This is a genomic window from Thermodesulfobacteriota bacterium, assembly GCA_040755095.1.
In the GTDB taxonomy this organism is placed as follows: domain Bacteria; phylum Desulfobacterota; class Desulfobulbia; order Desulfobulbales; family JBFMBH01; genus JBFMBH01.
In genome coordinates this window covers 1-22,829 of the sequence record JBFMBH010000007.1, presented here as the reverse complement: position 1 = coordinate 22,829, position 22,829 = coordinate 1, and the positions used below count along the sequence as shown (strand labels likewise).

The following is a 22,829-nucleotide window of genomic DNA, read 5'->3' as shown; positions in this document are numbered from 1 at the left end:
ACATGACCGTCACCGAAGAGAAGCGTCAGGCCATCGAGATCGCCCTCACCCAGATCCACAAGCAGTTCGGTCGTGGCGCCATCATGCGTCTCGGCGGCCAGGAGCACGAGCACATCCCGGTCATCCCCACAGGCTCCCTGTCCGTGGACATCGCCACCGGCGTCGGGGGGGTGCCCCGGGGCCGGGTCACCGAAATCTACGGCCCCGAGTCCTCCGGCAAGACCACCCTGGCCCTGCACGTCATCGCCGAGGCGCAGAAGCGGGGTGGGGCAGCCGCCTTCATCGATGCCGAGCACGCCCTGGATGTGGCCTACGCCGGCCGCCTGGGGGTGAATGTCGACGATCTCTTGGTCTCCCAGCCGGATACCGGCGAGCAGGCCCTGGAGATTGCCGAGCTTCTGATCCGCTCCGGCGCGGTGGACGTCATCGTCGTCGACTCGGTAGCAGCCCTGGTGCCCAAGGCGGAGATCGAGGGCAACATCGGCGATCCCCAGATGGGCCTGCAGGCCCGGCTGATGTCTCAGGCCATGCGCAAGCTCACCGGCGTCCTCAAGCGCACCAACACCGCCCTCATTTTCATCAACCAGATCCGGATGAAGATCGGCATCACCTTCGGCAATCCGGAAACCACCACCGGCGGCAATGCCCTCAAGTTCTACAGCTCCATGCGCCTGGACATCCGGCGGCAGCAGAGCATCAAGGACGGCCAGGAGGTCATCGGCAACGAGACCCGGGTCAAGGTGGTGAAAAACAAGGTGGCGCCGCCCTTCAAGAGCGCCGATTTCGACATCTATTACGGCGAAGGCATCTCCCGGGAGGGTGACGTCCTCAATCTGGCCGTGGCCATCGAGGTGATCGACAAGAGCGGTGCCTGGTACTCCTACGGCGGCGAGCGTATCGGTCAGGGCAAGGAGAACGCCCGCCAGTTTCTGCGCCAGCATCCGGAGATCTGTGCGGAGATCGAGAACAAGGTGCGCCTGGCCTATGCCCTGCCGGCCCTGGCCGCAGAGGCCGCCACCGGTGCCGGGCCTGAGACGCCTCCCCCGGGCGGCAAAGCCGCGGCCGGCCGCTGACCAACCGGCTCTGTTCCGGGTCGGACCGGTCCGACCCGTCCGACCTGTCCGGCGGCTGCGGCCCACGGCCGCGCCCGGCCCCGGAGACGGACCTGCTGTCCACTCACACCTCTTTCGGGATTGTTGCCCATGCTGAGCGATCAGATCCGCCGCCTTTTCCTGCAGTATTTCGCCGAGCACGGCCATGCGGTCGTGGACAGCTCCAGTCTGGTGCCGGAGGACGACCCGACCCTGCTGTTCACCAACGCCGGCATGGTGCAGTTCAAGCGGGTCTTCCTGGGGGAAGAGCGGCGCAGCTACACCAGGGCTGTTTCCTGCCAGCGTTGCGTCCGGGCCGGCGGCAAGCATAACGATCTGGAGAATGTCGGCTACACGGCCCGCCACCACACCTTCTTCGAGATGCTGGGCAACTTCAGCTTCGGTGACTACTTCAAAGCCGAGGCCATCCATTACGCCTGGGATTTTCTCACCCGGATCCTGGGCCTGCCCAAGGAGCGGCTGTGGGTGACGGTGTTCCGTGACGACGACGAGGCGGCGGCCTTGTGGGAGAAGGCCGACGGCCTGCTGCCCGGCCGCATCGTCCGTTTAGGGGAAAAGGACAACTTCTGGGCCATGGGCGACACCGGCCCGTGCGGCCCCTGCTCCGAGATCCTCATCGATCAGGGGCCGGAGGTGGGCTGCGGCCGGCCCGACTGCCGAGTGGGCTGCGACTGCGACCGCTATCTGGAGCTGTGGAACCTGGTCTTCATGCAGTTCTCCCGGAACGGCGCTGGCAAGCTGTCGCCGCTGCCTCGCCCGTGCATCGACACCGGCATGGGACTGGAGCGGGTGTCCGCCGTCTGCCAGGGCCGGCACACCAACTACGACTCCGACCTTTTCTCCGGCCTGATCGCCAAGGTGGCGAGCCTCGCCGGACGCGCCTACGGTGCCGAGCCTCGCCTGGACACCGCCATGCGGGTCATCGCCGATCACAGCCGGGCCACGGCCTTCCTGGTCGCGGACGGGGTTCTGCCCAGCAACGAGGGCCGCGGCTACGTTCTGCGGCGCATCATGCGGCGGGCCATCCGTTTTGGCCGGGTGCTGGGGCTGCCCCGGCCCTTTTTCACCGAGATCACCGATCAGGTGGTGGCAGGCATGCAGGCGAGCTCGCCGCATCTCGACCGGGCCCGGCAGCTCCTGCGCCAGGTGGTGAGCAACGAGGAGGGCCGGTTCCTGGAGACCCTGGATTTCGGCTTGACCATGCTGGCCGCCGAGGTGGAGCGGCTCACCGCTGCCGGCCTGGACACCGTCACCGGCGAGTTCCTGTTCCGGCTGTACGACACCTACGGCCTGCCGGTGGACATCGTTCGGGACGTGGCCGGCGAGCACCGGCTGGCCGTGGACGAGGCCGGCTTTGCCGAGGCCATGGCGCGGCAGCGCCGCCAATCCCGGGCCGCCTGGAGCGGCGAGCTGGCGGCGGCCGCTGGCGTTGGCCTGCGGGCTCTGGCCGAAGCGGGCCTGGCCACCTCGTTTGTGGGCTACGACTGCCGCCGGGCGCGAAGCTCCATTGTGGCCCTGTTGGCCGAGGACGGCAGCCGGCTGCGGAGTGCGGCCAGCGGTGTGGGACTCTTGGTGGTCTGTGCCGAGACCCCCTTCTACCCCGAGGCTGGCGGGCAGGTGGGGGATCGGGGCGAGATCCGCGGTCCCCTCGGCCGGGCCGTGGTGCAGGATACCCGGCGGCCGTTGCCCCAGATCATTGTCCATCAGGCGCAGCTTCTGGAAGGGACCCTGACGGAGGGGGAGGAGGTGGAGCTGGTGGTGGCCGAGGGCGGCCGCCAACGCACCGCCTGCAACCACACCGCCACCCATCTCCTGCAGGCGGTGCTGAAAGAGGTGCTGGGCGAGCATGTCAGCCAGTCCGGCTCCCTGGTGGACAGCGAGCGGCTCCGTTTTGACTTCACCCACTTCACACCGGTTGCGGCCCCGGTGCTGCGGGAGATTGAAAACCGGGTCAATGCCCTGGTACGGGAGAACCGGCCGGTGGCTACTGCTGTCCTCGACCGGGACGCGGCCATCGCCAGTGGGGCGGTGGCCCTGTTCGGGGAAAAGTACGGGGCGGAGGTGCGGGTGGTCTCGGTAGGCGAGGTTTCCAGGGAGCTGTGCGGCGGTACCCATGTCCAGGCGACAGGAGAGGTCGGGCTTTTCCGGATCCTGAGCGAGAGCGGGGTGGCGGCCGGCATCCGCCGCATCGAGGCCCAGACCGGGGCGGCGGCCCTGGGCCGGGTCCAGGAGGAAGGGGCTCAGCTGGCGGCCCTGGCCGATCTCTTCAAGGTGCCGGCTGCTGACCTGGGAGAGCGTGCCGAGCGGCTCCTGGCCCGCCAGAAGGAGCTGGAGCGGGAGCGGGCCGAGCTTATGGCCAGGCTGGCGGTGAGCGATCTGGACCGCCTGGTGGCCGAGGCCCGCAGCGTGGCCGGCGTCCGGGTGCTGGCGACCGAGGTGCCCCTGGACAGCCCGAAGACCCTGCGCGAGATTGGCGACCGGGTGCGGGACCGCCTGGGCTCCGGCATCGCCGCCCTGGGCGGGGTTTTGGATGGCAAGGCGGCCCTGCTGGTCATCGTCAGCCGGGATCTGGCAGGCCGCTTCCACGCCGGCACCATTGCCAAGGATCTGGCCGCGCGGGTCGGGGGGAGTGGTGGCGGCCGGGCGGACATGGCCCAGGCCGGTGGCCCCCAGGTTGAGAACCTGGCTGCCGCTCTGGCGCATCTTTATGAATATATCCTCACGTCGGTGGCGCCCTGAGCGACCGGGGGTGCTCCGACGCCCGGAGAGGGCTGCGGTCGCCGGCCACCGGACGGCGCCTGCCGGGGAGCCTTATGGCCGTAGCGCCCGCGGGCCACAGCCTCCTTGTTCAAAAAAGCGACAAAAAGCGTTGACAGGTATGGGAGAATCGATTAGAAAACGGTCTTGATTTCTGAATCGTCATTCAGTCTCACACCAGCAGCCCAGGCCGTCCACGCGGGGCGGCACCCCAAGGAGGCGCCCATGATCGACATAGACATCACGATGCCGATCCAGATCATCAACATCCTGCTGCTCATCGTGGTCCTCAACATGTATTTGTACCGGCCGATCCGGGGCGTCCTTGCCGAGCGGGAGAAGGCCCTGGCCGGCCTGACGAGGTCCATCGACGACCTCAACAAGAACGCCAGGCTGCGCCTGGAGGAGATCGAGCGCAAGCTGCGGGACGCCCGGGCCAAGGCCAAGGGCGAGCTGGATGGCGTCCGGGGAGTGGCCCAGAAGGAGCAGGCCGAGGCCCTGGCGGCGCTCCGCGGGGAACTGGACGCGGGCAAGGCGACCCAGATGGCCGAGATTGGCCGGCAGCTGGTCGCAGCCCAGGGCGAGCTCAAGGGGCAGATCGATTCCTTCGCCAAGGAGATTGCCAGCAAGGTGCTGGGGAGGGCGGTGTGACGATGCGAGCCAAGACGTGGGGCAGGAAGGCGGCCATCGGGCTTTCCCTGGTGGCCGTCCTGGTGGCGGCGGCGGTGGCATATGCCTCGGGCGGCGGCGAGGCCGGCGGCCATGGGGGCGGCTATCCGCCGGAGAAGTGGTGGGATCTCCTCTGGCGGACCCTGAATTTTGCCGCCCTCTTGCTGATCCTGATCAAGTATCTGAAGAAGCCCATTGCCAATGGCCTGGCGTCCCGGCGCGAGTCCATCCGCCAGCAGTTCACCGACCTGGAAAGCCAGAAGGCGGCGGCGGAGCGGACCTACCGGGAGTATGAGCAGAAGCTTACGGCCATCGAGCAGGAGGTCACGGCCATCATCGATGGAGCAGTGAAGCAGGGGGAGGCCGAGAAGGCCCGCATCATCGAGGAGGGGACCCGGGCTGCCGCTGATCTGAAGCGCCAGGCGGAGATGGCCATCCAGCAGGAGCTGGCTGCCGCCATCCGCCGGCTGCGGGAAGAGGTGGCCGAGGGCGCAGTGGAGATGGCCGAGGCGATGATCCGTGACAAGATCAAGGCCGAGGATCAGATGCGGCTGCTTGAGAGCTGTCTCGAGCGGGCAGCCAGCCAAGACTACCAGAAAGGCATGGGGCGCATCCAGTGACCAGTACAGTCCTCGCTAAGCGGTACGCCAAGGCCATGTTTGCCCTTGGCAAGGAAGACGGCCAGTACGAGGCTTACAGCCAGCAGCTGAGCGGCCTGGCCGCCGTGCTCGCGGCGCATCCGGAGATCGGGGACGCCCTGAGCAACCCCCTCTATCCCCTGGATGCCCGTGCCAAGTGCATGGAGGAGCTCATTAAGGCCATGGGGGCGCCCGAGATGGTGGCCAACTTTCTCCGGCTCCTGGTGAGTCGGCGGCGGGCCGGCATCATCGTCGACACCGCCCGCCAGCTGGAGGCCATGGTGGACGAGGTCCGTAACGTCTGCCGGGCAACCGTGACCACAGCGCTGCCCATCAATGCCGCCATGGCCAAGAAGGTCAAGACGGCCATGGAGAAGATCACCGGCAAGACGGTCGTTCTGGAGCCCCGCGTGGATCCAGCAATCATCGGTGGCATGGTCGCCAAGGTGGGTGACCTGGTACTGGACGGGAGCATCAAGAGCCAGCTGGTCGGGCTGAAAGATTCCATCAAGAGGAGTGAGTAGCGATCATGCAGATCAAAGCCGAAGAGATTAGCCAGATCATCAAGGGGCAGATCAAGGACTACCAGTCCAAGATCGATTTGAGCGAGACCGGATCGGTCATCTCGGTGGGTGACGGCATCGCCCGTGTCCACGGGGTGGAGAACTGCATGGCCATGGAGCTCCTGGAGTTTCCTGGCGGCATTCTGGGGCTGGCGCTGAACCTGGAGGAGGACAACGTCGGCTGCGCGGTCCTGGGCGATGTCGAGCACATCAAGGAAGGCGACATCGTCAAGCGGACCGGCCGCATCGCCGAGGTGCCGGTGGGGCCGGCGGTGGAAGGCCGGGTGGTGGACGCCGTCGGCAAGCCCATCGACGGCCTGGGCCCCATCGATGCCAAGGACAACCGCCGGATCGAGGTGCTGGCTCCCGGCGTCATCGCCAGGAAGTCGGTGCATGAGCCGATGTACACCGGCTCCAAGGCGGTGGACGCCATGACGCCGGTGGGCCGTGGCCAGCGCGAGCTTATCATCGGCGACCGCCAGATCGGCAAGACCGCGCTGTGCGTGGACGCCATCATCAACCAGCGGGAGACCGACGTTCACTGCATTTACGTGGCCATCGGCCAGAAGAAGTCCACCGTCGCCCTGGTGGTGGAGGCCCTGCGCAAGCACGACGCCATGAAGTACACCACGGTGGTGGCGGCCTGCGCCTCGGATCCGGCGCCGTTGCAGTACGTGGCCGCCTATGCCGGCTGCGCCATGGGCGAGTACTTCCGGGACAACGGCCAGCACGCTCTGATCATCTACGACGATCTGTCCAAGCAGGCGGTGGCCTACCGGCAGCTGTCCCTGCTCCTCAGGCGGCCCCCCGGACGGGAGGCCTTTCCTGGCGACATCTTCTTCAACCACTCCCGGCTGCTGGAGCGGGCGTCCAAGGTCAGCGATGCGCTGGGCGCCGGGTCACTCACTGCGCTGCCCATCATCGAAACCCAGGCCGGAGACGTCTCGGCCTACATCCCCACCAACGTGATCTCCATCACCGACGGCCAGGTCTATCTGGAGCCGAACCTGTTCTTCGCGGGCGTCCGGCCGGCCATCAACGTCGGTCTGTCCGTGTCCCGGGTGGGCGGCGCCGCCCAGTGCAAGGCCATGAAGCAAGTGGCCGGCACCCTGCGTCTGGACCTGGCCCAGTACCGGGAGCTGGCGGCTTTCGCCCAGTTCGGCTCTGATTTGGACAAGGCCACCCAGCATCAGCTGAACCGGGGGGCACGCCTGGTGGAGATCCTGAAGCAGCCCCAGTACAAGCCGCTCTCCATGGAGAAGCAGGTGACCATCCTTTTTGCCGGCACGCGCGGCTTCCTGGATGAGCTGCCTCTCACGGTGCTGGCGGAGTACGAGGAGCAGCTCTTCAGCTATGTGGAGCAGAACGATCCCGGCATGTACAAAGAGCTCAAGGACAAGCAGCAGATTGATGCCGCCCTTGAGGAGCGGATGCGCAAGAACCTGACCGCCTTTGCCGGGGTGTTCAAGGCGGCCAAGGGCCTCTAACTCGGGATTTCTCTTCAGGTCAGGGGACCGCGCAATGGCTAGCCTAAAGAACGTCAAGACGAAGATCGGGGCCATCAAGAAGACCTCTCAGATCACCAAGGCCATGAACATGGTGGCCGCGTCCAAGCTTCGCGGGGCGCAGGCGAAGATGGAGGCCTTCCGGCCTTATGCCCGGGAGTTTCAGACCGCCATGGCCAGCCTGGCTGGCCAGATGAGCGGCGGCCAGTTTGCTCTCATGGAGGCCCGGGAGGTGAAGGCAGTCGAAATCCTGGTGGTCACCTCCGACCGGGGGCTGTGCGGCAGCTTCAACTCCAACATCTTCAAGCAGGCCGAGGCCCGAATCCGGGAGCTGGAGAAGGCCGGCAAGACCGTGTCCATCGTGGCGGTTGGCCGCAAGGCCAACATCTATTTCCGCAAGACCGGCCGGGTGCGCAAGGCCTTCACGGACATCATGGGCACCTTCCAGATGTACAACGCCCGGGCCATTGCCCAGGACGTGGCGGCCAACTTCCTGGCCGGGGGAGCGGACGCGGTGGAGCTCATGTACGGCCGCTTTATCAACGTGGCGACCCAGCGGCCCGCCGCCGCCCAGTTCCTGCCCATCCAGCCGCCGGCGGCAGAGGCCGGTGCGACCAGGAAGGCAGCGGACTACATCTTCGAGCCGTCGCCCGAGGAGATCATGGGCATGCTCCTGCCCCTGTATCTGAACGTCATGGTCTACCACGCCATGCTGGAGACCTCGACCAGCGAGCACGCTGCCCGGATGAGCGCCATGGACAATGCCACCCGGGCCTGCAAGGACATGGCGGCCGCCCTGACGCTCTCGTACAACAAGGCCCGGCAGGCAGGGATCACCGCCGAGCTCATGGATATCGTCGGCGGTGCGGAGGCGCTCCGCAAGGCCTAGCTTTGCCAGCTCAACAGGATTCACATCTCGTCCAGGAGGCTTCTACGATATGAGCGCACCATCAGCAGGGAATGTGTTCGGAAAGGTCACCCAGGTCATCGGGCCGGTGGTGGACGTGGAGTTCGAGCCGGGGCAGCTGCCCTCCATCATGGAGGCGCTCTATGTCAGCAACCCGGCTATCAACGACCAGCCGGAGAACCTGGTCATCGAGGTGGCGCAGCACCTGGGCGACAACGTGGTGCGGTGTGTGGCCATGGACCAGACGGACGGTCTGGTGCGGGGCATGAAGGCTCGGGCCTCCGGGACGCCCATCCAGCTGCCCTGCGGCCCGCCGGCCCTGGGCCGGATCATGAACGTGGTGGGCCGGCCGGTGGATGGCCTCGGACCCATCCAGTCGGACAAGATGCGGCCGATCCACAAGCCGGCCCCGGCCTTCACCGAGCAGGACACCAAGGTGAACGTGCTGGAGACCGGGGTCAAGGTCATGGACCTTCTGGTCCCCTTCCCCCGGGGCGGCAAGATGGGCCTGTTCGGCGGCGCCGGCTGCGGCAAGACGGTCATCATGATGGAGATGATCAACAACATCGCCATGCACCACGGCGGCATCTCGGTGTTTTGCGGCGTGGGCGAGCGCACCCGGGAAGGCAACGACCTGTACATGGAGATGAAGCACTCCGGCGTGCTCCCCAAGGCCGCCCTGGTTTATGGCCAGATGACCGAGCCGCCGGGCGCCCGGGCCCGGGTGGCCCTGACTGGCCTGTCGGCGGCCGAGTACTTTCGGGATGAAGAGGGCCAGGACGTGCTCTTCTTCGTGGACAACATCTTCCGGTTCACCCAGGCCGGCTCCGAGGTGTCCGCCCTCCTGGGCCGCATCCCGTCGGCGGTGGGCTACCAGCCTACCCTGGGCACGGACCTGGGCGAGCTCCAGGAGCGGATCACCTCCACCACCAAGGGCTCCATCACCGCGGTGCAGTGCGTGTATGTGCCGGCCGACGACCTCACCGACCCGGCGCCGGCGACCACCTTCGCTCACCTGGACGGCACCGTCGTGCTTTCCCGGCAGATTGCCGAGCTGGGCATCTATCCAGCGGTGGACCCCCTGGACTCCACCTCCCGGATCCTCGACCCCTACGTCGTGGGGGAGGAGCATTACCGGGTGGCCCGGGGCGTGCAGATGACCCTGCAGAAGTACAAGGACCTCCAGGACATCATCGCCATCCTCGGCATGGACGAGCTTTCCGAGGAGGACAAGGTGACGGTGTCCCGGGCCCGCAAGATCCAGCGCTTCCTGTCCCAGCCGTTCACGGTGGCCGCGGCGTTCACCGGCAAGGAGGGCAAGTTCGTGTCCGTGAAGGATACGGTGCGGGGCTTCGGGGAGATCCTGGCGGGCAAGCACGACGATCTGCCCGAGGCGGCCTTCTACATGGTCGGCGGCATCGAAGAGGCGGTGGAGAAGGCGAAGGCTCAGGCCAGCGCCTGATGACGCCAGGGACAAGGAGATCTCGCCATGGCTGAACGGATCAAGATGGAGGTCGTGACCCCGAAGGGCGCGGCAGTGAGCGAGGAGGTGGACATCGTCACCGCCCCCGGCATCGCCGGCGAGTTCGGTGTCCTGGCCAACCACGCGCCCTTCCTGAGCACGATCAAGATCGGCATACTTCGCTACAAGGCCGGGGGCAAGGAGGAGACGCTGATGGTCTCGAGCGGCTTCTGTGAGGTCTCCAACAACAAGATCACCTTCCTGGTGGAGACCGCGGAGCGGGGTAAGGAGATCGACGTCGACCGGGCGATGCGGGCCAGGGAGCGGGCCGAGCAACGGCTGGCCGAGGCGGTCCAGAAGCGGGAGCAGATCGATGTGGCCAGGGCCCAGGCAGCTTTGCAGCGGGCCATGGCACGGCTGAAGGTGGCGCGGGGCAGCTGATCGTCTCCCCCCACCAGCAGGAGCTACAAGCACAAAAGGGCCGTCGCCTCAGGCGATGGCCCTTTTGTGCTTGTAGCGAGCCTGTTCAACCCCTGTTGGCACGGGTGCCCAGGTTGGCCTCGATGACGAACTCCCCCCCCGGGGTCTCAAAGGGGATGACGATGGTCGGAGCTTCCGAGTAGTAGGAGATCTCAAGACCCTTGCCGACCACCATGGTGGGGGTGGCCAGATTGAACTTCATGCCCTTCTTGGCCAGCTCCGCCTTGGCGCCGCCGCAAATCATGTTGGTGAGCTCGCCCACGGCGTCGATGATGGAATCATCCACCTGATCCTTCTCCGGCTCCATGAGCATGTTGGCGACGATCTTCAGGATGCAGGCCTTGCTGAAGGAGAGGATCATGTTGCCGGCCACCTGATCCGAGATCATGCCGATGATGCCGGTCACCTCGCCGTAGGTGGTCTTGGCCTGCTTGAGCCGCGGCTTCTGGGGCTTGACCGGCGTCTGCGCCATGGTCTCGATGACGTTTTTGGCCGCGATCAGAAAGGGATTGATCAGATTGGCATCCATGCAGATCTTACCCGCTAGCTGGTTGACGGACGAAGGCCCAACATCCTTTTCAGCTTCCGATAATACTCAGTTCCTTGTCAAGCAACAAGGCCAAAGGATTTGTGAAAACGGCAGGAAGCGGCGCGGGTTGCCCACCGGAGGCTGGCCGGCCGGCCTGGAAAAACGCGTTGCATTCCTGGCTCAGGCTGCTAACCTTCGCCGTGCATCAACGAGCCGCCCCGGCCACGGGTCCGTGGCCTGGAGAAACTGCCTGAGGAGGAACGAGCAGTCATGGATGTCAAAGAACGGATGAAGATCTCCCGCCAGCAGCCGCGGGAGCTCCCGGTCGCCGAGCGAGTGCAGGGCTTTGCCGAGGTGAGCTGCGGTATCGACGAGGCTGGGGCCCGCCTGGAGGCGGAGAGGTGCCTCTCCTGCAAGAAGCCGGGCTGCCGCAAGGGCTGCCCACTGGGCAACGACATTCCGGGCTTTATTGCCTGCCTGCGGGAGGGGCGGGTGGAGGACGCCTACTGGACCATCCGGCGGACAAGCTGTCTGCCGGCGGTTTGCGCCCGGGTCTGTCCCCAGGAGCTCCAATGCGAGGGCGCGTGCCTGCGGGGCAAGAAGGGCGAGCCGGTGGCCATCGGGCTGCTGGAGCGGTATGTCGTGGACTGGATGGTGAGCCATGACAAGGACCTCACGACCCCGTGCGCGCTGCCCAAGGGGAAAAAGGTTGCGGTGGTGGGGTCGGGGCCGGCGGGCATGGCGGCGGCCTTCTATCTGGCGCATGCCGGCTACAGCTGCACAATCTTCGAGTCTCTGCCCATCCTGGGGGGGATGCTGACAGTGGGCATCCCCGCCTACCGCCTGCCCCGGGACATCGTCGCGGCCGAGTTTGCGGCCTTGAAGAGCTGTGGCGTCGAGGTGGTTACCGGGGTGCGGATCGGCCAGGACAGGGACCTGGCCAGCTTGCGGGCCGAGGGCTTCGACGCCGTGTTCGTGGCGGTGGGCGCCCACGTCAGCCGCAAGCTGGGCATTCCCGGTGAGGAGCTGGCCGGCGTCGTACACGGGGTCGATTATCTGCGCCGGGTCAACCTGGGTGAGCGCTTCAACCTGGGCAAACGGGTGGTGGTGGTGGGGGGCGGCAACGTGGCCATCGATGTGGCCCGTACGGCCCTTCGTACCGGCTCCGACCAGGCCTTCATCCTCTACCGGCGGGGCCGGGAGGAGATGCCGGCCTCCAGGGCGGAGATCCACCACCTGGAGGAGGAAGGGGTGAAGATCGAATTCCTGGCGGCGCCGGTGCGGATCATCGGTGAGAACGGCCGCATGACCGGGGTGGAGTGTATCCGCATGCAGCTTGGCGAATGCGATTCCTCGGGCCGGTGCCGTCCGGTGCCGGTGCCCGATTCCCATTTCATCATCGAGGCCGAGGCGATCATCCCGGCGATCAGCCAGGACGTTGACCGCACGGTCACCGGCGACGCGTCGCTGGACCTGACCCGCTGGGGCACCGTTGTGGTGGATCCGGTGACCCTGCAGACCAGCATCCCCTGGATCTTTGCCGGCGGCGATTCGGTGCTGGGCCCCCAGACCGTGGCCAAAGCGGTGCTGCAGGGCAAGGAGGCGGCTGAGTCCGTCCGGCGCTTCCTGGAGGGCGAGGATCTGCGGGCCGGTCGCCTGCCGGAGGCGGCCTAGCCAGGATGCCGCGCCGGTCGCCGGACGGTGGCGGCAGGAGCGGCTCGTCAAGAAATGCGGAGGAGAGCTGTGTCCGACTACTACCAGTGCCAAGATCTGGCCTGCTTCGCCGAGATCGGCAATGAGGCGCCAGAGCTGGCCGAAAAGTTTTTCGCGTACTACCAGTCGGTATTCGCCGAGGGGGCGCTGAGCGAGCGGGAGAAGGCACTCATCGCCCTGGCCGTGGCCCACGCCCTGCAATGCCCGTACTGCATCGATGCCTACACGACTGGCTGCCTGGAGAAGGGGGGCACCCTGGCCGAAATGACCGAGGCGGTGCATGTGGCAGCTGCCATCCGGGGCGGCGCCTCCCTGGTGCACGGCGTGCAGATGCGCCGCCGGGCCCGGGACATCTCCTTGTGATCAGCCGCTGCCCGTGAGCCTCCAGTCCGCCGCCCAGGAGGAGGGCGCCCCGGAGCGGGCCAGCTGGCTGCCTTTTGCCCGGCGCCTGGAGGGCCAGGGCCTGGAGCTGCGGCGCACGGGGATCACCACCCTGCAGATCAACGTCGGCCGGCTGTGCAACCAGACCTGCCGCCACTGCCATCTGGAGGCCGGCCCGGATCGCCCGGAGATCATGGACGGCGAGACCATGGCTGCGGTCATGGCCTATGCCGCCACCGCCCGGGTAGACGTCTGCGACATCACCGGCGGCGCCCCGGAGCTGGTGCCCGGGATCGAGGAACTGGTGGCCGGCCTGGTGCAACCCGGCCGGCAGTTGCTCTTCCGCACCAACCTTACCCTCATCACCGAGCCCGGCGGCCGGCCGCTGCTGGATCTCCTGCGGCGCCTGCAGGTGGCGCTGGTGGCCTCCTTCCCCTCCACCGATCCCGGCCAGACCGCGAGCCTGCGCGGCCGCGGGGTCTGGGAGCGCAGTCTGGCGGCGCTGGCGGCCCTTAACCGGCTGGGCTACGGCCAGGAGGACACCGGCCTGACCCTTAACCTGGTGGTCAATCCCGCCGGTGCCTTCCTGCCGCCCGGCCAGGAGCAGGCCCAACGCCAGTTCCGGCGGGTCCTGGCCAGCCGCTGGGGGATCCGCTTCAACCGGCTCTTCACCTTCGCCAACGCGCCCCTGGGCCGCTTCCGCTCCTGGCTCAAGTCCTCAGGCAACCTGGAGCGCTACCAGGGCCGGTTGGCGGCGTGCTTCAATCCCTGCACCCTGGACGGCCTCATGTGCCGGACGCTCGTTTCCGTGGGCTGGCATGGCCAACTGGCGGACTGCGATTTCAACCTGGCGGCAGGGCTTACCTGGGAGGCCGGTCGCCTCCGGGTCCAGGACTTGGCGACCCTGCCATTGGCAGGACGGCCCATCGCGGTGGGTGACCACTGCTACGCCTGCACCGCGGGTGCCGGCTTCACCTGAGGCGGCTCCATCGCGGCCTAGGTTGGCCAAAGCCATGTTTTCTTGGTCACCATCGGCCCGGATCGGCCCGGAAGACCATGTCCTGCCCTGGCACCTGTTGCGCCCGGCCAGCGAGATCGTCCCGGTGCAGCATGAGGAAGCCCGCCCGGGCCGCCCGCACCCTGGCGAAGGACCGCAGCTGCTGTGCGCGGCCTGCGGCCAGCCAGTCACCACGCCCGAGGCTGCGATCGCTGTTGCCGGTGGTCATGTCCACACCTTCTTCAACCCGGCGGGCTTTGCCTTCACCATCGGCTGTTTTGACGCGGCGCCTGGGGCCAGCGCGGCCGGCCTGCCCACCCTGGAGCATACCTGGTTCCCCGGCTGCGCCTGGAGCTACGTCCTGTGCTGCCGCTGCCACGCCCATCTGGGCTGGCTGTTCCAGGGCCGCGGCCTTCGCTTTTTTGGTCTGGTCCTGGACCGGCTTCGCGCCCGCCCTTGACGTCTCGTCCCTTGGTAGCGGATTTTTCCCGGCCTGCCCTTGATTTTCGAAAGGCCCGTGACTACCATTTGCGCCATTCGCGAGCCCGGCAAGGGGATTCTCGCCGATCTTGTTGTTTTTCTTGTGTTTTTCCCTGGGGCGCCCTGCGCCCCGCCGGTCATCACCCAACAACTCGACAGCGTAGGAGGAGGTTTGCACAATGAAGATTCGGCCGTTGAATGACCGCATCCTGGTCAAGCGTGTGGAGGAGGAGCAGAAGACGAAGGGTGGCATCATCATCCCGGACACCGCCAAAGAGAAGCCGGTGGAGGGCAAGGTGGTGGCGGTTGGCAAGGGCAAGCTGAACGACAAGGGTGAGCGGATGACCCTGGACGTCAAGGAAGGGGATATCATCCTGTTCGGCAAGTACGGCGGCACCGAGGTCAAGCTGGAGGGCGAGGAGTACCTCATCCTCCGGGAGGACGACGTGCTGGCCATCGTGGAGAAGTAACGACCCGGCAGGGTCGTGCAGACGCTGACATCGACGGACGCAACCAAGAACCGATAAGGAGACAGACGAGACATGGCTGCCAAGGATCTCAAGTACGGAGCAAAGGCGCGGGAATCCATCCTGCGCGGCGTCAACACCCTGGCCGACGCGGTCAAGGTCACCCTGGGCCCCAAGGGCCGCAACGTCCTTCTGGAGAAGTCCTTCGGCTCTCCCACCATCACCAAGGACGGGGTGACCGTGGCCAAGGAGATTGAGATCAAGGACAAGTTCGAGAACATGGGCGCCCAGATGGTCCGGGAGGTTGCCTCCAAAACCAGCGATGTGGCCGGTGACGGCACCACCACCGCCACGGTGCTGGCCCAGGCCATCTATGCCGAGGGCGCCAAGCTGGTGGCCGCCGGTCACAACCCCATGGACATCAAGCGGGGCATCGACAAGGCGGTGGACTGCGTGGTGGCCGAGCTCAAGAAGGTCTCCAAGCCCACCAAGGAGCAGAAGGAGATCGCCCAGGTCGGCACCATCTCGGCCAACAACGACGCCACCATCGGCAACATCATCGCTCAGGCCATGGACAAGGTGGGCAAGGAAGGGGTGATCACCGTCGAAGAAGCGAAGGGCATGGAGACCTCCCTGGAGGTGGTGGAGGGCATGCAGTTCGACCGCGGCTACATCTCCCCGTACTTCGTCACCGATCCGGAGAAGATGGAGGCCGCCCTGGAGGACCCCTACCTCCTCATCCACGAGAAGAAGATCTCCAACATGAAGGACCTCTTGCCGGTCCTCGAGCAGACCGCCAAGATGGGCAAGCCCCTGGTGATCATCGCCGAGGACGTGGACGGCGAGGCCCTGGCCACCCTGGTGGTGAACAAGCTGCGGGGCACCCTCAACTGCGCGGCCGTGAAGGCGCCGGGCTTCGGTGACCGCCGCAAGGCCATGCTGGAGGACATCGCCATCCTGACCGGCGGTCAGGTCATCACGGAAGACCTGGGCATCAAGCTGGAGAACGTCACGGTCAACGATCTCGGCACCGCCAAGAAGGTGGTGATCGACAAGGACAACACCACCATCGTGGACGGCGGCGGCCAGAAGGCCAAGCTGGAGGGCCGCGTCAAGCAGATCCGTGCCCAGATCGACGAGACCACCTCCGATTACGATCGGGAGAAGCTCCAGGAGCGGCTGGCCAAGCTCATCGGTGGCGTGGCGGTGATCAACGTCGGCGCGGCCACTGAGACCGAGATGAAGGAGAAGAAGGCCCGGGTGGAGGACGCCCTGAACGCTACCCGGGCAGCGGTGGAGGAGGGGATCGTGCCCGGCGGCGGGGTGGCCTATCTGCGCAGCCTCAAGGCTCTGGAGGCTCTGGCTCTGCCGGGCGAGCAGGCCCTGGGCCGCAAGATCGTCATGCGCGCCCTCGAGGAGCCGATCCGCCAGATCGCCGGCAATGCTGGCCACGAGGGCTCGGTGGTGGTGGAGCACGTCAAGGCCATGGAAGGGGCCAAGGGCTTCAACGCCGGCACCGAGCAGTACGAGGACCTCATGGAGGCCGGGGTCATCGATCCCACCAAGGTGACCCGCTTCGCCCTCCAGAACGCCGCCTCGGTGGCCGGCCTGCTCTTGACCACCGAGTGCATGGTGGCAGAGCATCCGGAGGAGGAGAAGCCGGCGCCGCCGATGCCCGGCGGCCCGGGTGGCATGGGCGGCATGTACTAGGCCGCTGGCCGCCTCCGCAGAAGACCAACAAGGGGCTGCCCTCCCCACATCGGGGGGCGGCCCCTTGTCTTTTGGAAGACCAGGCGCGGCGTCTTGGCAGCGCCAGCCCTAGAACCCGTACGAAACCACCACCTGGCCATGGCCGCCGGCGGTGGGGGCCATGCCTTTGCTGCCGCCGGCACCTGCCGGGCCGGCAGGTGCTCAGGACAGCGGGGCTGCGCCCCCGCGGTGCCGCCAAAAAGGCCCGGGGCCGCTCTCCGGCAGGAGGGCGGCCCCGGGGCAGGGCTGAGGCGATGCGGCGGCTGGTCAGCGGGGGAGGGTCAGGCGACCGGGGACGGAGCCGGGGGGGGTGTCGGTGGCCGCGGCCTGGCCGGTGGTCAGGAGCATCAGGGTCGCCATTTCGCCCTGCATGCCCTCGGCCAGGCGATGCAGCTCGGAGGCCGCGGCGGCGGACTCTTCGGCATTGGCCGCGGTCTGCTGCACCACCTGATCCATCCGGCTGACCACGGTGCTGATCTCCTCGACCCCCTTGGCCTGGTCCCGGGAGGCGGCGGCGATCTCGGCCAAGAGGGCCTCCACCTTGCCGGCACTGGCCGCCAGGGACGCGAAGGCCTGGTTGGTGCGGTCCGCCAGGGCGGTGCCAGCCCGGACCTTGTCCATGGTGGACTCGATGAGGGTGCCGGTGTGCCGGGCCGCTTCGGCGGCCCGGCCGGCCAGGCCGCGCACCTCGTCGGCGACCACCGCAAAGCCGGCTCCGGATTCGCCGGCTCGGGCCGCTTCCACGGCAGCATTCAGGGCGAGGAGATTGGTCTGGAAGGCGATATCGTCGATGGCGCGGATGATCTTGGCCGTATCGCTGCTGCTGGCTGCAATGGCGGCCATGGCCTGGGTGAGGTCCCGGGTGACGGCGTCCGCCTGCCGGACCACACCGCTCACCTCCTGCATCACCCCGTTGGCCAGGCTGGCGTTGTCCGCATTCTGCTGCGACATGGCGGCCATCTCTTCCACGGCTGCGGAGGTCTCTTCCAGGCTGGCTGCCTGCTCAGCCACCCCTTCTGCCAGGCTCTGACCGGCCCCGGCCTGCTGCTGGGCCTGCTGCCGGACCTGGGTGGCGCCCTGGTGCATCCCGGCCGAGACCCGGGAAAGCAGGCGGGTCAGGCCTTGGGTGATGAGCCAGGCCGCCACGAGGCCGGCGGTCAGGGCCAGGCCGCCGGCGGCCAGCACTCGGGCTTGCGCCCTCTCGGCAGCAGCCAGAATGGCGGTGTCGGTGCCGATGCTCTCCCTGACGGTGGCTCGCAGCCGAGTGAACAGCTCGCTCACCGCGGCCAGGGCCGGAGCGGTCTCGGTCTTGAAGATGTCCCGTGCCCGCTCGTACCCTTCCAGGGCCGACACGGCCTCGCTCTTCATGGCGTCCAGCTGCCCCAGAACCTCCCGGAGCAGCGGCCGGGTCTCCTCATCATGGATGCGGACGGCCTCGGCGATGGTGGCCGCCGCCTGGCGCTCCTCCTGGAGGGCGCGCCAGAAGGCGTCCGCCGCCGCCTGCCAGCCGTCGATCGTCGTGGTGACGCGGCCGGCCAGGGCCTCCAGGGTGGGATCGCCCTGAACCAGCTGCTGCCAGTGGGCCAGCCCGGCGGCCAGCTGCCGGCACTGCTCCTGGAATCCGTCCCAGACCGCGCTGCTGTCGCCGGCGGTCTGGAGGCGGCCCAGGAGCAGGCTCGCCATGAGGAAGCCCTGCAGGACCTCCTCGTTGGTGAACATGTCGAGATCGTTCCAGTGGCGGATGCGGGCCAAGTCGCCAGAGCTTTGGGCCGCGTCCCGCCTGGGGTTGATGTACTCCTCCATCACAGAGGTGATGCTGGAGAAGACCTCACTGTCTGCCAGGTGGAGCTGCGCCTGGGCCGCCTGCAGGTCCTTCTCGGCGGCGGTCGCAGCCTCGAAGGCCATCTTGCCCTCGATGGCCCGGCCGGAGGCATGGAGCCGTTCGTGGGCGGCCACCAGGGCGTCGAAGGCCTGGCGGAAGGCCGGGCTGGCGGCTGCATAGGCCTGCCGGGAGCCGCTGGCGGCCAGCCATTGACCCAGGCCGCAGCGGGTGGGGTCAAGCTCGACCCCCAGGCTGGACCGTTTCTCCACCAGGGCATCCCGCACCGCCGCTGCCCAGCGCAGGTGGGCGTTCTGGATCGTGGCCAGGGTGGTGGGCAAAAGCCGGTCGGCCGGGCGGTAGAGGGCCTCCATGTCGACCACCGACTGATGCAGGGCCGAATGGGACGCCTCCATCTCCGCCAGGAGGGGCGCCAGGGCAGGCACCAGGGCCTGGGCCTCCTGCCGGCCCGCACCGTAATACCACTGGCCGAAGGCACAGTGCCGGGGGTCCTTCTCCACCTCGAAGGAGGCGGCGGTGCCCTCGCTCAGCACCGCCAGCACCTTGTCCCGCCAGCGCAGATGGTCCAGGAACCGGTTGCCCAGCTCGGTGTCCAGCTGGCTGCCCGCCACCACCCCGCCGGCGGTGCCGACAATGGAGCTGATGCCCGCGACGCTCAAGGCCAGAACCAGCCCCAGGAGCACCAGCACCGTGCCGAAACCGATCCCCATCCGCCCTCCAACCGTCATCCTGCTCATCCTGCGTCCCTCCCTCCCAGCCCGGGAACCGGCCACAGCCGGTGGCCGACACGAACGGCTCTTCCGGGGACAGGCCGTTGGCTCCAGGCAGCGTGCCCGTTGTCGGCTCCGTGCAGCAGGTGTCATCCGTGTGAAGCAGGCTCACGCCGCAAGCGGTCTGCGGTCAAGGCCCTTCTCAGGATAGCAGAGGCGTCTCCGGGTGGGAACAGCAAATCGTAGCGGAAACAGGCCAGGATAGGCCCCGCGCCGCGGCCAGGCGGCAGCGGCCACCGCCATCCGGCCGGGACAGTTCCCCTTGACAGCCGGCGGTGGATTCAGGTATCCGACCAGGAGGATTGGCGCCTGGCGGCCAGCTGTTGCCTCCGGTCCTGGGTGACCCGGGGCGGCAACCGCCGACCGGCAGCCGCCTTTCACGCTTCGGGGGCCAAGGCATGGGAGAATTCGTCATCCGCGACTGCGCCCTTCTGATCCGCATGAGTGGCCTGCCGGCGGCCGTCAACCTGCGGGAGCTCCGGGAGCGGCTGGCGGTCGCAAGCCCTGCGGTTTTGTACCACCACTTCTGTGAAACGCCCCTGGTGCCCTCCTTCGACAACCCGGACTACCGGAACGATTTCGCGGTCTGGGCCAAGTTTCACCTCGGGGATCGGGTTCTCGCCGAGCGGCTGGGCACCATCGATCCCTATGCCTATCCTGATCTGGAGGCCTTGCGGGAGCAGGTCGTGGAGCTCCTCGACCAGCGCCTGAGCGAGGTTTTTGTGGTGCCGCAGGCGCCTGTCGGCTCGGAGCTCTTCTTCATGGAGGCCACCACGGTGGTGTTCGATACCGGCCGCCGGGTGGCCCGGCCCGAGGAGCTGTGCCGGGCGGTGGAGCGGATGACCACCAGCTCCGTCTACTACCACTTTCTGGAGGCCCGGCGCCGGACCCGCGCGGGGAGCGACGATTTTTCGGCCTGGCTCACGGATGCCGGTCCGGCATACCAGCCTGCCGTCGAGGCGCTGCATGGCATCGATATCACCTTCTTCACCCTGGCGGAGCTGCGGGCCGAGGTGGTGCGGCGCCTCCGGGAGCACGGAGGGCAGCCGTGCTAGATGCCTACGAGGCGGTGGTGGGGGCGGCGGTGATCGACCAGCTGCGCATGCTGGGTCGGAAGCTGGCCGGCCGGCGGGTGATCCACGTGAATTCCACCCGGGAAGGGGGTGGGGTGGCCGAGATCCTGGGCTGGATGCTGCCGCTCATGCGGGACCTGGGCCTTGATGCCCACTGGGAGGTGCTCCAGGGTAGCGGCGAGTTCTTTGCCGTCACCAAGTCCATCCATAACGGGCTCCAGGGTCACCCGGTGCTTCTGGACCGGAAGGCCTGGCGGGTCTACGAAGAGGTCAACGCGGACAACGCCGAGAGGCTCAGGCCGCTGCTGGAGGAGGCGGAGGTGGTGGTCATCCACGATCCGCAGCCGGCGGCCCTCCTGGCGCTTTGTCCCAACCGCAAGGGCAAGTGGATCTGGCGGGGGCATATCGATATCAGCCAGCCGGTGCGCGCGGTCTGGAAGGCGTTGCAGCCCTATGTCGCCCAGTACGACGCCAGCATCTTTTCCATGGCCGAGTTCGCCCAGATCCTGCCCCACCCCCAGTTTCTGGTGGCTCCCAGCATCGACCCCCTGAGCGCCAAGAACCGGGATCTGGAGGCCGAGGAGTTGGAGGCGGTGCGCAACCGCTTCAACCTGGACCCGGCCCGGCCCCTCCTGGTCCAGATCTCCCGCTTCGATCGCTTCAAAGACCCCCTGGGCGTGATCAAGGCCTACCGCCTGGTCCGGCAGATCCTGCCCGTGCAGCTGGTCCTGGCCGGCGGGGGGGCGCCACCGACGACCCGGAGGGCAGGGAGGTCTTGGACGAGGTGCTGGCGGCCGCCGAGGGGGATCGGGACATCCATGTCCTGCTCCTGCCGCCGGACGCCCACCGTACGATCAACGCCCTGCAGCGCCTGGCCACCATCGTCATCCAGAAATCCACCCGCGAGGGCTTCGGGCTGACCGTCACCGAGGGGCTGTGGAAGGGCAAGCCGGTTCTGGGCGGGGATGTGGGGGGCATCCGGCGGCAGGTGGTGAACTATCACACCGGCTTTCTGGTCAGCACCCCGGAAGGGACCGCCCACCGGACCCGCTTCCTCCTCCATCACCGGGAGCTGATCGCCGAGATGGGAAACAAGGCCCGGGAATTCGTGCGAGAGAATTTTCTTCTCACCCGCCATCTCCGGGAATACCTGACCTTGATCCATGCCCTTTTGACTGGCGGCAGCGAGGCCCGTATCGAGGTATAGTGTCGCTGCCATAGGGAATGCCAGCCAGCCGGGCATGGAGCCGGGGGTTTCCGGCTGGCCGTGGCCGGCGTCAGGGAGCCATCATCGGGAAAAGAGCATGCGAAAACTTTTGCAGACTGTCCGCAACCGCCTGCGCCGCCTGGTGGGAATCGACCGGCGGACGACGGCCCTGTCCACAGAGGAGGTCCGGCCGGCCGAGGGGGAGCCGGATTCCTCACCCCTTGCCGCCGATGCCAGCGAGGCGCTGGCCGAGGCGGCGGTACGCCGGCGCCGCCGGCGCCGCAAGAAGGGTGCCGGCAGCCCAGACCAGCCGGCGGCCGAAGCCGTCCCTGCCCCGGCGGCGGCCGGGGTCCAAGAGGCGTGGGAGCTCGACGCCTTCCCGGTGACGCCCCAGGAAGGCCTGGCCCGTTTCCACGACTTTGCGCTGGATCTCCGGATCATGCACGCCATCGCGGATCTGGATTTCCGCTACTGCACGCCGATCCAGGCCGAGACCCTCCGGGAGACCCTGGCCGGCCGGGATCTGGTGGGCCGGGCCCAGACCGGCACCGGCAAAACCGCGGCCTTTCTCGTCACCATCTTCCAGCGCCTGCTGGCCCAGCCCCCGGCCGCCGATCGTCCTGTTGCCTCGCCCCGGGCCCTGATCCTGGCCCCCACCCGGGAGCTGGCCATCCAGATCGCCGCCGATGGCGAGACCCTGAGCCGCCATTGCCCCCTGGCCGTGGTGGCCCTTTTCGGCGGCGCCGACTACGACAAGCAGCAGCGGGCGGTGGAGAGTGTCCCCGTGGACGTGGTGGCCGCCACGCCGGGCCGGCTTCTCGATTTCATCCGCAACCGCATCGTGCGCCTGGATTCTGTGGAGATCCTGGTCATCGACGAGGCAGACCGCATGCTGGACATGGGCTTCATCCCGGATGTGCGGCGGGTGGTGGATCGGCTGCCGGCCCGGGAGAAGCGGCAGACCATGCTGTACTCCGCTACCATCAACGAGGATGTCAAGCGGCTGGCCTACCAGTGGGCCCGGAATCCGGTCCATGTCGAGATCGAGCCGGAGCAGGTGGCGGTGGAGACCGTGCGGCAGGTGGTCTATCTTGTGACCAGCGACGAGAAGTTCGCGGTGCTCTACAACCTGATCACCACCCAGAGCCTGGAGCGGGTGATGGTCTTCACCAACCGCCGGGACGAGACCCGGCGGCTGGGCGAGCGACTGGGCCGCGCCGGCATCAGCTGCGCCGAGATCTCCGGTGATGTGGCCCAGGGCAAGCGGCTCTCCACCCTGGAGCGGTTCCGCAGCGGCGGCATCCGGGTGCTGGTGGCAACCGACGTCGCCGGCCGCGGCGTGCACATCGAAGGCGTGAGCCACGTGGTCAACTACAACCTGCCCCATGATCCCGAGGACTACGTGCACCGCATCGGCCGCACCGGCCGGGCCGGGGCCTCCGGGATCGCCGTCTCCTTCGCCACCGAGGACGAGGCCTTCTACCTGCCGCCCATCGAGCAGTTGCTGGGCAAGCCCCTGTCGTGCACCTT

19 protein-coding genes and 1 pseudogene are annotated in these 22,829 nt (G+C 67.4%); 18 read left to right on the top strand and 2 right to left on the bottom strand.

Translation table 11 applies throughout. From position 1 onward, the window contains the following. Nucleotides 1–2 precede the first annotated feature (2 nt). From recA to AB1634_02435, 9 genes are all read left to right on the top strand, one after another. Nucleotides 3–1,073: a recombinase RecA gene (gene recA / locus AB1634_02475; protein ID MEW6218380.1), complete on the top strand. Its 1,071-nt coding sequence runs from the start codon at nucleotides 3–5 to the stop codon at nucleotides 1,071–1,073. A 129-nt stretch (nucleotides 1,074–1,202) separates the two neighbouring features. Further along, complete coding sequence (gene alaS, locus AB1634_02470; GenBank protein MEW6218379.1) at nucleotides 1,203–3,851, top strand: alanine--tRNA ligase; 2,649 nt, start codon at nucleotides 1,203–1,205, stop codon at nucleotides 3,849–3,851. A 243-nt stretch (nucleotides 3,852–4,094) separates the two neighbouring features. Beyond that, entirely contained in the window at nucleotides 4,095–4,520 is a 426-nt protein-coding gene (locus AB1634_02465) for an ATP synthase F0 subunit B (GenBank protein MEW6218378.1), read from the top strand. A 2-nt stretch (nucleotides 4,521–4,522) separates the two neighbouring features. Further along, complete coding sequence (gene atpF / locus AB1634_02460) at nucleotides 4,523–5,158, top strand: F0F1 ATP synthase subunit B (GenBank protein ID MEW6218377.1); 636 nt, start codon at nucleotides 4,523–4,525, stop codon at nucleotides 5,156–5,158. Continuing rightward, nucleotides 5,155–5,700 (top strand): ATP synthase F1 subunit delta, encoded by a 546-nt coding sequence (gene atpH / locus AB1634_02455; GenBank protein ID MEW6218376.1) that lies wholly within the window; start codon nucleotides 5,155–5,157, stop codon nucleotides 5,698–5,700. Before atpF ends, atpH begins: the two co-directional genes overlap by 4 nt. Before the next feature lie 5 nt (nucleotides 5,701–5,705). After that, nucleotides 5,706–7,226: a F0F1 ATP synthase subunit alpha gene (atpA, locus tag AB1634_02450; GenBank protein MEW6218375.1), complete on the top strand. Its 1,521-nt coding sequence runs from the start codon at nucleotides 5,706–5,708 to the stop codon at nucleotides 7,224–7,226. A 34-nt stretch (nucleotides 7,227–7,260) separates the two neighbouring features. After that, entirely contained in the window at nucleotides 7,261–8,133 is an 873-nt protein-coding gene (gene atpG, locus AB1634_02445) for an ATP synthase F1 subunit gamma (protein ID MEW6218374.1), read from the top strand. A 49-nt stretch (nucleotides 8,134–8,182) separates the two neighbouring features. Next, entirely contained in the window at nucleotides 8,183–9,613 is a 1,431-nt protein-coding gene (atpD, locus tag AB1634_02440; GenBank protein MEW6218373.1) for a F0F1 ATP synthase subunit beta, read from the top strand. A gap of 27 nt (nucleotides 9,614–9,640) precedes the next feature. Beyond that, entirely contained in the window at nucleotides 9,641–10,054 is a 414-nt protein-coding gene (locus AB1634_02435) for a F0F1 ATP synthase subunit epsilon (GenBank protein ID MEW6218372.1), read from the top strand. Between the two features lie 85 nt (nucleotides 10,055–10,139). Here the strand turns inward: AB1634_02435 and AB1634_02430 are convergent, their stop codons facing one another. Beyond that, entirely contained in the window at nucleotides 10,140–10,622 is a 483-nt protein-coding gene (locus tag AB1634_02430; GenBank protein ID MEW6218371.1) for a chemotaxis protein CheX, read from the bottom strand. Between the two features lie 270 nt (nucleotides 10,623–10,892). Here AB1634_02430 and AB1634_02425 point away from each other — a divergent pair, with 270 nt between their 5' ends. The 6 genes from AB1634_02425 (at nucleotide 10,893) to groL (ending at nucleotide 16,370) form a co-directional block, all read left to right on the top strand. Beyond that, nucleotides 10,893–12,296: an NAD(P)-dependent oxidoreductase gene (locus AB1634_02425; GenBank protein ID MEW6218370.1), complete on the top strand. Its 1,404-nt coding sequence runs from the start codon at nucleotides 10,893–10,895 to the stop codon at nucleotides 12,294–12,296. Nucleotides 12,297–12,365: 69 nt separating this feature from the next. Next, nucleotides 12,366–12,698 carry an arsenosugar biosynthesis-associated peroxidase-like protein gene (locus AB1634_02420; protein MEW6218369.1) on the top strand — a complete coding sequence of 111 codons (333 nt, stop codon included), beginning with the start codon at nucleotides 12,366–12,368 and terminating at the stop codon, nucleotides 12,696–12,698. A gap of 13 nt (nucleotides 12,699–12,711) precedes the next feature. After that, on the top strand, nucleotides 12,712–13,695 hold the full coding sequence (gene arsS / locus AB1634_02415) for an arsenosugar biosynthesis radical SAM (seleno)protein ArsS (GenBank protein ID MEW6218368.1): 984 nt from the start codon (nucleotides 12,712–12,714) through the stop codon (nucleotides 13,693–13,695). Nucleotides 13,696–13,729: 34 nt separating this feature from the next. Continuing rightward, entirely contained in the window at nucleotides 13,730–14,173 is a 444-nt protein-coding gene (locus AB1634_02410; protein ID MEW6218367.1) for a cereblon family protein, read from the top strand. A gap of 199 nt (nucleotides 14,174–14,372) precedes the next feature. Then, a complete protein-coding gene (groES, locus tag AB1634_02405; GenBank protein MEW6218366.1) occupies nucleotides 14,373–14,663 on the top strand; it encodes a co-chaperone GroES in 291 nt (96 codons plus the stop codon). Nucleotides 14,664–14,735: 72 nt separating this feature from the next. Beyond that, nucleotides 14,736–16,370, top strand: a complete 1,635-nt coding sequence (gene groL / locus AB1634_02400) for a chaperonin GroEL (protein ID MEW6218365.1) — start codon at nucleotides 14,736–14,738, stop codon at nucleotides 16,368–16,370. 306 nt (nucleotides 16,371–16,676) lie between these two features. Here groL and AB1634_02395 read toward each other — a convergent pair whose 3' ends face one another. Then, nucleotides 16,677–18,959: a methyl-accepting chemotaxis protein gene (locus tag AB1634_02395; GenBank protein MEW6218364.1), complete on the bottom strand. Its 2,283-nt coding sequence runs from the start codon at nucleotides 18,957–18,959 to the stop codon at nucleotides 16,677–16,679. A 458-nt stretch (nucleotides 18,960–19,417) separates the two neighbouring features. Between AB1634_02395 and AB1634_02390 the strand changes: the two genes are divergently transcribed. The 3 genes and pseudogenes from AB1634_02390 to AB1634_02380 form a co-directional block, all read left to right on the top strand. Continuing rightward, nucleotides 19,418–20,074 carry a DUF5752 family protein gene (locus AB1634_02390; protein ID MEW6218363.1) on the top strand — a complete coding sequence of 219 codons (657 nt, stop codon included), beginning with the start codon at nucleotides 19,418–19,420 and terminating at the stop codon, nucleotides 20,072–20,074. A gap of 47 nt (nucleotides 20,075–20,121) precedes the next feature. Further along, nucleotides 20,122–21,299: pseudogene (locus AB1634_02385) on the top strand (glycosyltransferase). 97 nt (nucleotides 21,300–21,396) lie between these two features. Then, nucleotides 21,397–22,829: DEAD/DEAH box helicase (locus AB1634_02380; GenBank protein ID MEW6218362.1), on the top strand; the 1,433-nt coding region annotated here is incomplete at its 3' end.

Bases quoted from the DNA above. Each gene is read 5' to 3' on its own strand.
- recA (MEW6218380.1), top strand. From the start codon at position 3: ATGACCGTCACCGAAGAGAAGCGTCAGGCCATCGAGATCGCCCTCACC.
- alaS (MEW6218379.1), top strand. From the start codon at position 1,203: ATGCTGAGCGATCAGATCCGCCGCCTTTTCCTGCAGTATTTCGCCGAG.
- AB1634_02465 (MEW6218378.1), top strand. From the start codon at position 4,095: ATGATCGACATAGACATCACGATGCCGATCCAGATCATCAACATCCTG.
- atpF (MEW6218377.1), top strand. From the start codon at position 4,523: ATGCGAGCCAAGACGTGGGGCAGGAAGGCGGCCATCGGGCTTTCCCTG.
- atpA (MEW6218375.1), top strand. From the start codon at position 5,706: ATGCAGATCAAAGCCGAAGAGATTAGCCAGATCATCAAGGGGCAGATC.
- atpG (MEW6218374.1), top strand. From the start codon at position 7,261: ATGGCTAGCCTAAAGAACGTCAAGACGAAGATCGGGGCCATCAAGAAG.
- atpD (MEW6218373.1), top strand. From the start codon at position 8,183: ATGAGCGCACCATCAGCAGGGAATGTGTTCGGAAAGGTCACCCAGGTC.
- AB1634_02435 (MEW6218372.1), top strand. From the start codon at position 9,641: ATGGCTGAACGGATCAAGATGGAGGTCGTGACCCCGAAGGGCGCGGCA.
- AB1634_02430 (MEW6218371.1), bottom strand. From the start codon at position 10,622: ATGGATGCCAATCTGATCAATCCCTTTCTGATCGCGGCCAAAAACGTC.
- AB1634_02425 (MEW6218370.1), top strand. From the start codon at position 10,893: ATGGATGTCAAAGAACGGATGAAGATCTCCCGCCAGCAGCCGCGGGAG.
- AB1634_02410 (MEW6218367.1), top strand. From the start codon at position 13,730: ATGTTTTCTTGGTCACCATCGGCCCGGATCGGCCCGGAAGACCATGTC.
- groES (MEW6218366.1), top strand. From the start codon at position 14,373: ATGAAGATTCGGCCGTTGAATGACCGCATCCTGGTCAAGCGTGTGGAG.
- groL (MEW6218365.1), top strand. From the start codon at position 14,736: ATGGCTGCCAAGGATCTCAAGTACGGAGCAAAGGCGCGGGAATCCATC.
- AB1634_02395 (MEW6218364.1), bottom strand. From the start codon at position 18,959: ATGGGGATCGGTTTCGGCACGGTGCTGGTGCTCCTGGGGCTGGTTCTG.
- AB1634_02390 (MEW6218363.1), top strand. From the start codon at position 19,418: ATGGGAGAATTCGTCATCCGCGACTGCGCCCTTCTGATCCGCATGAGT.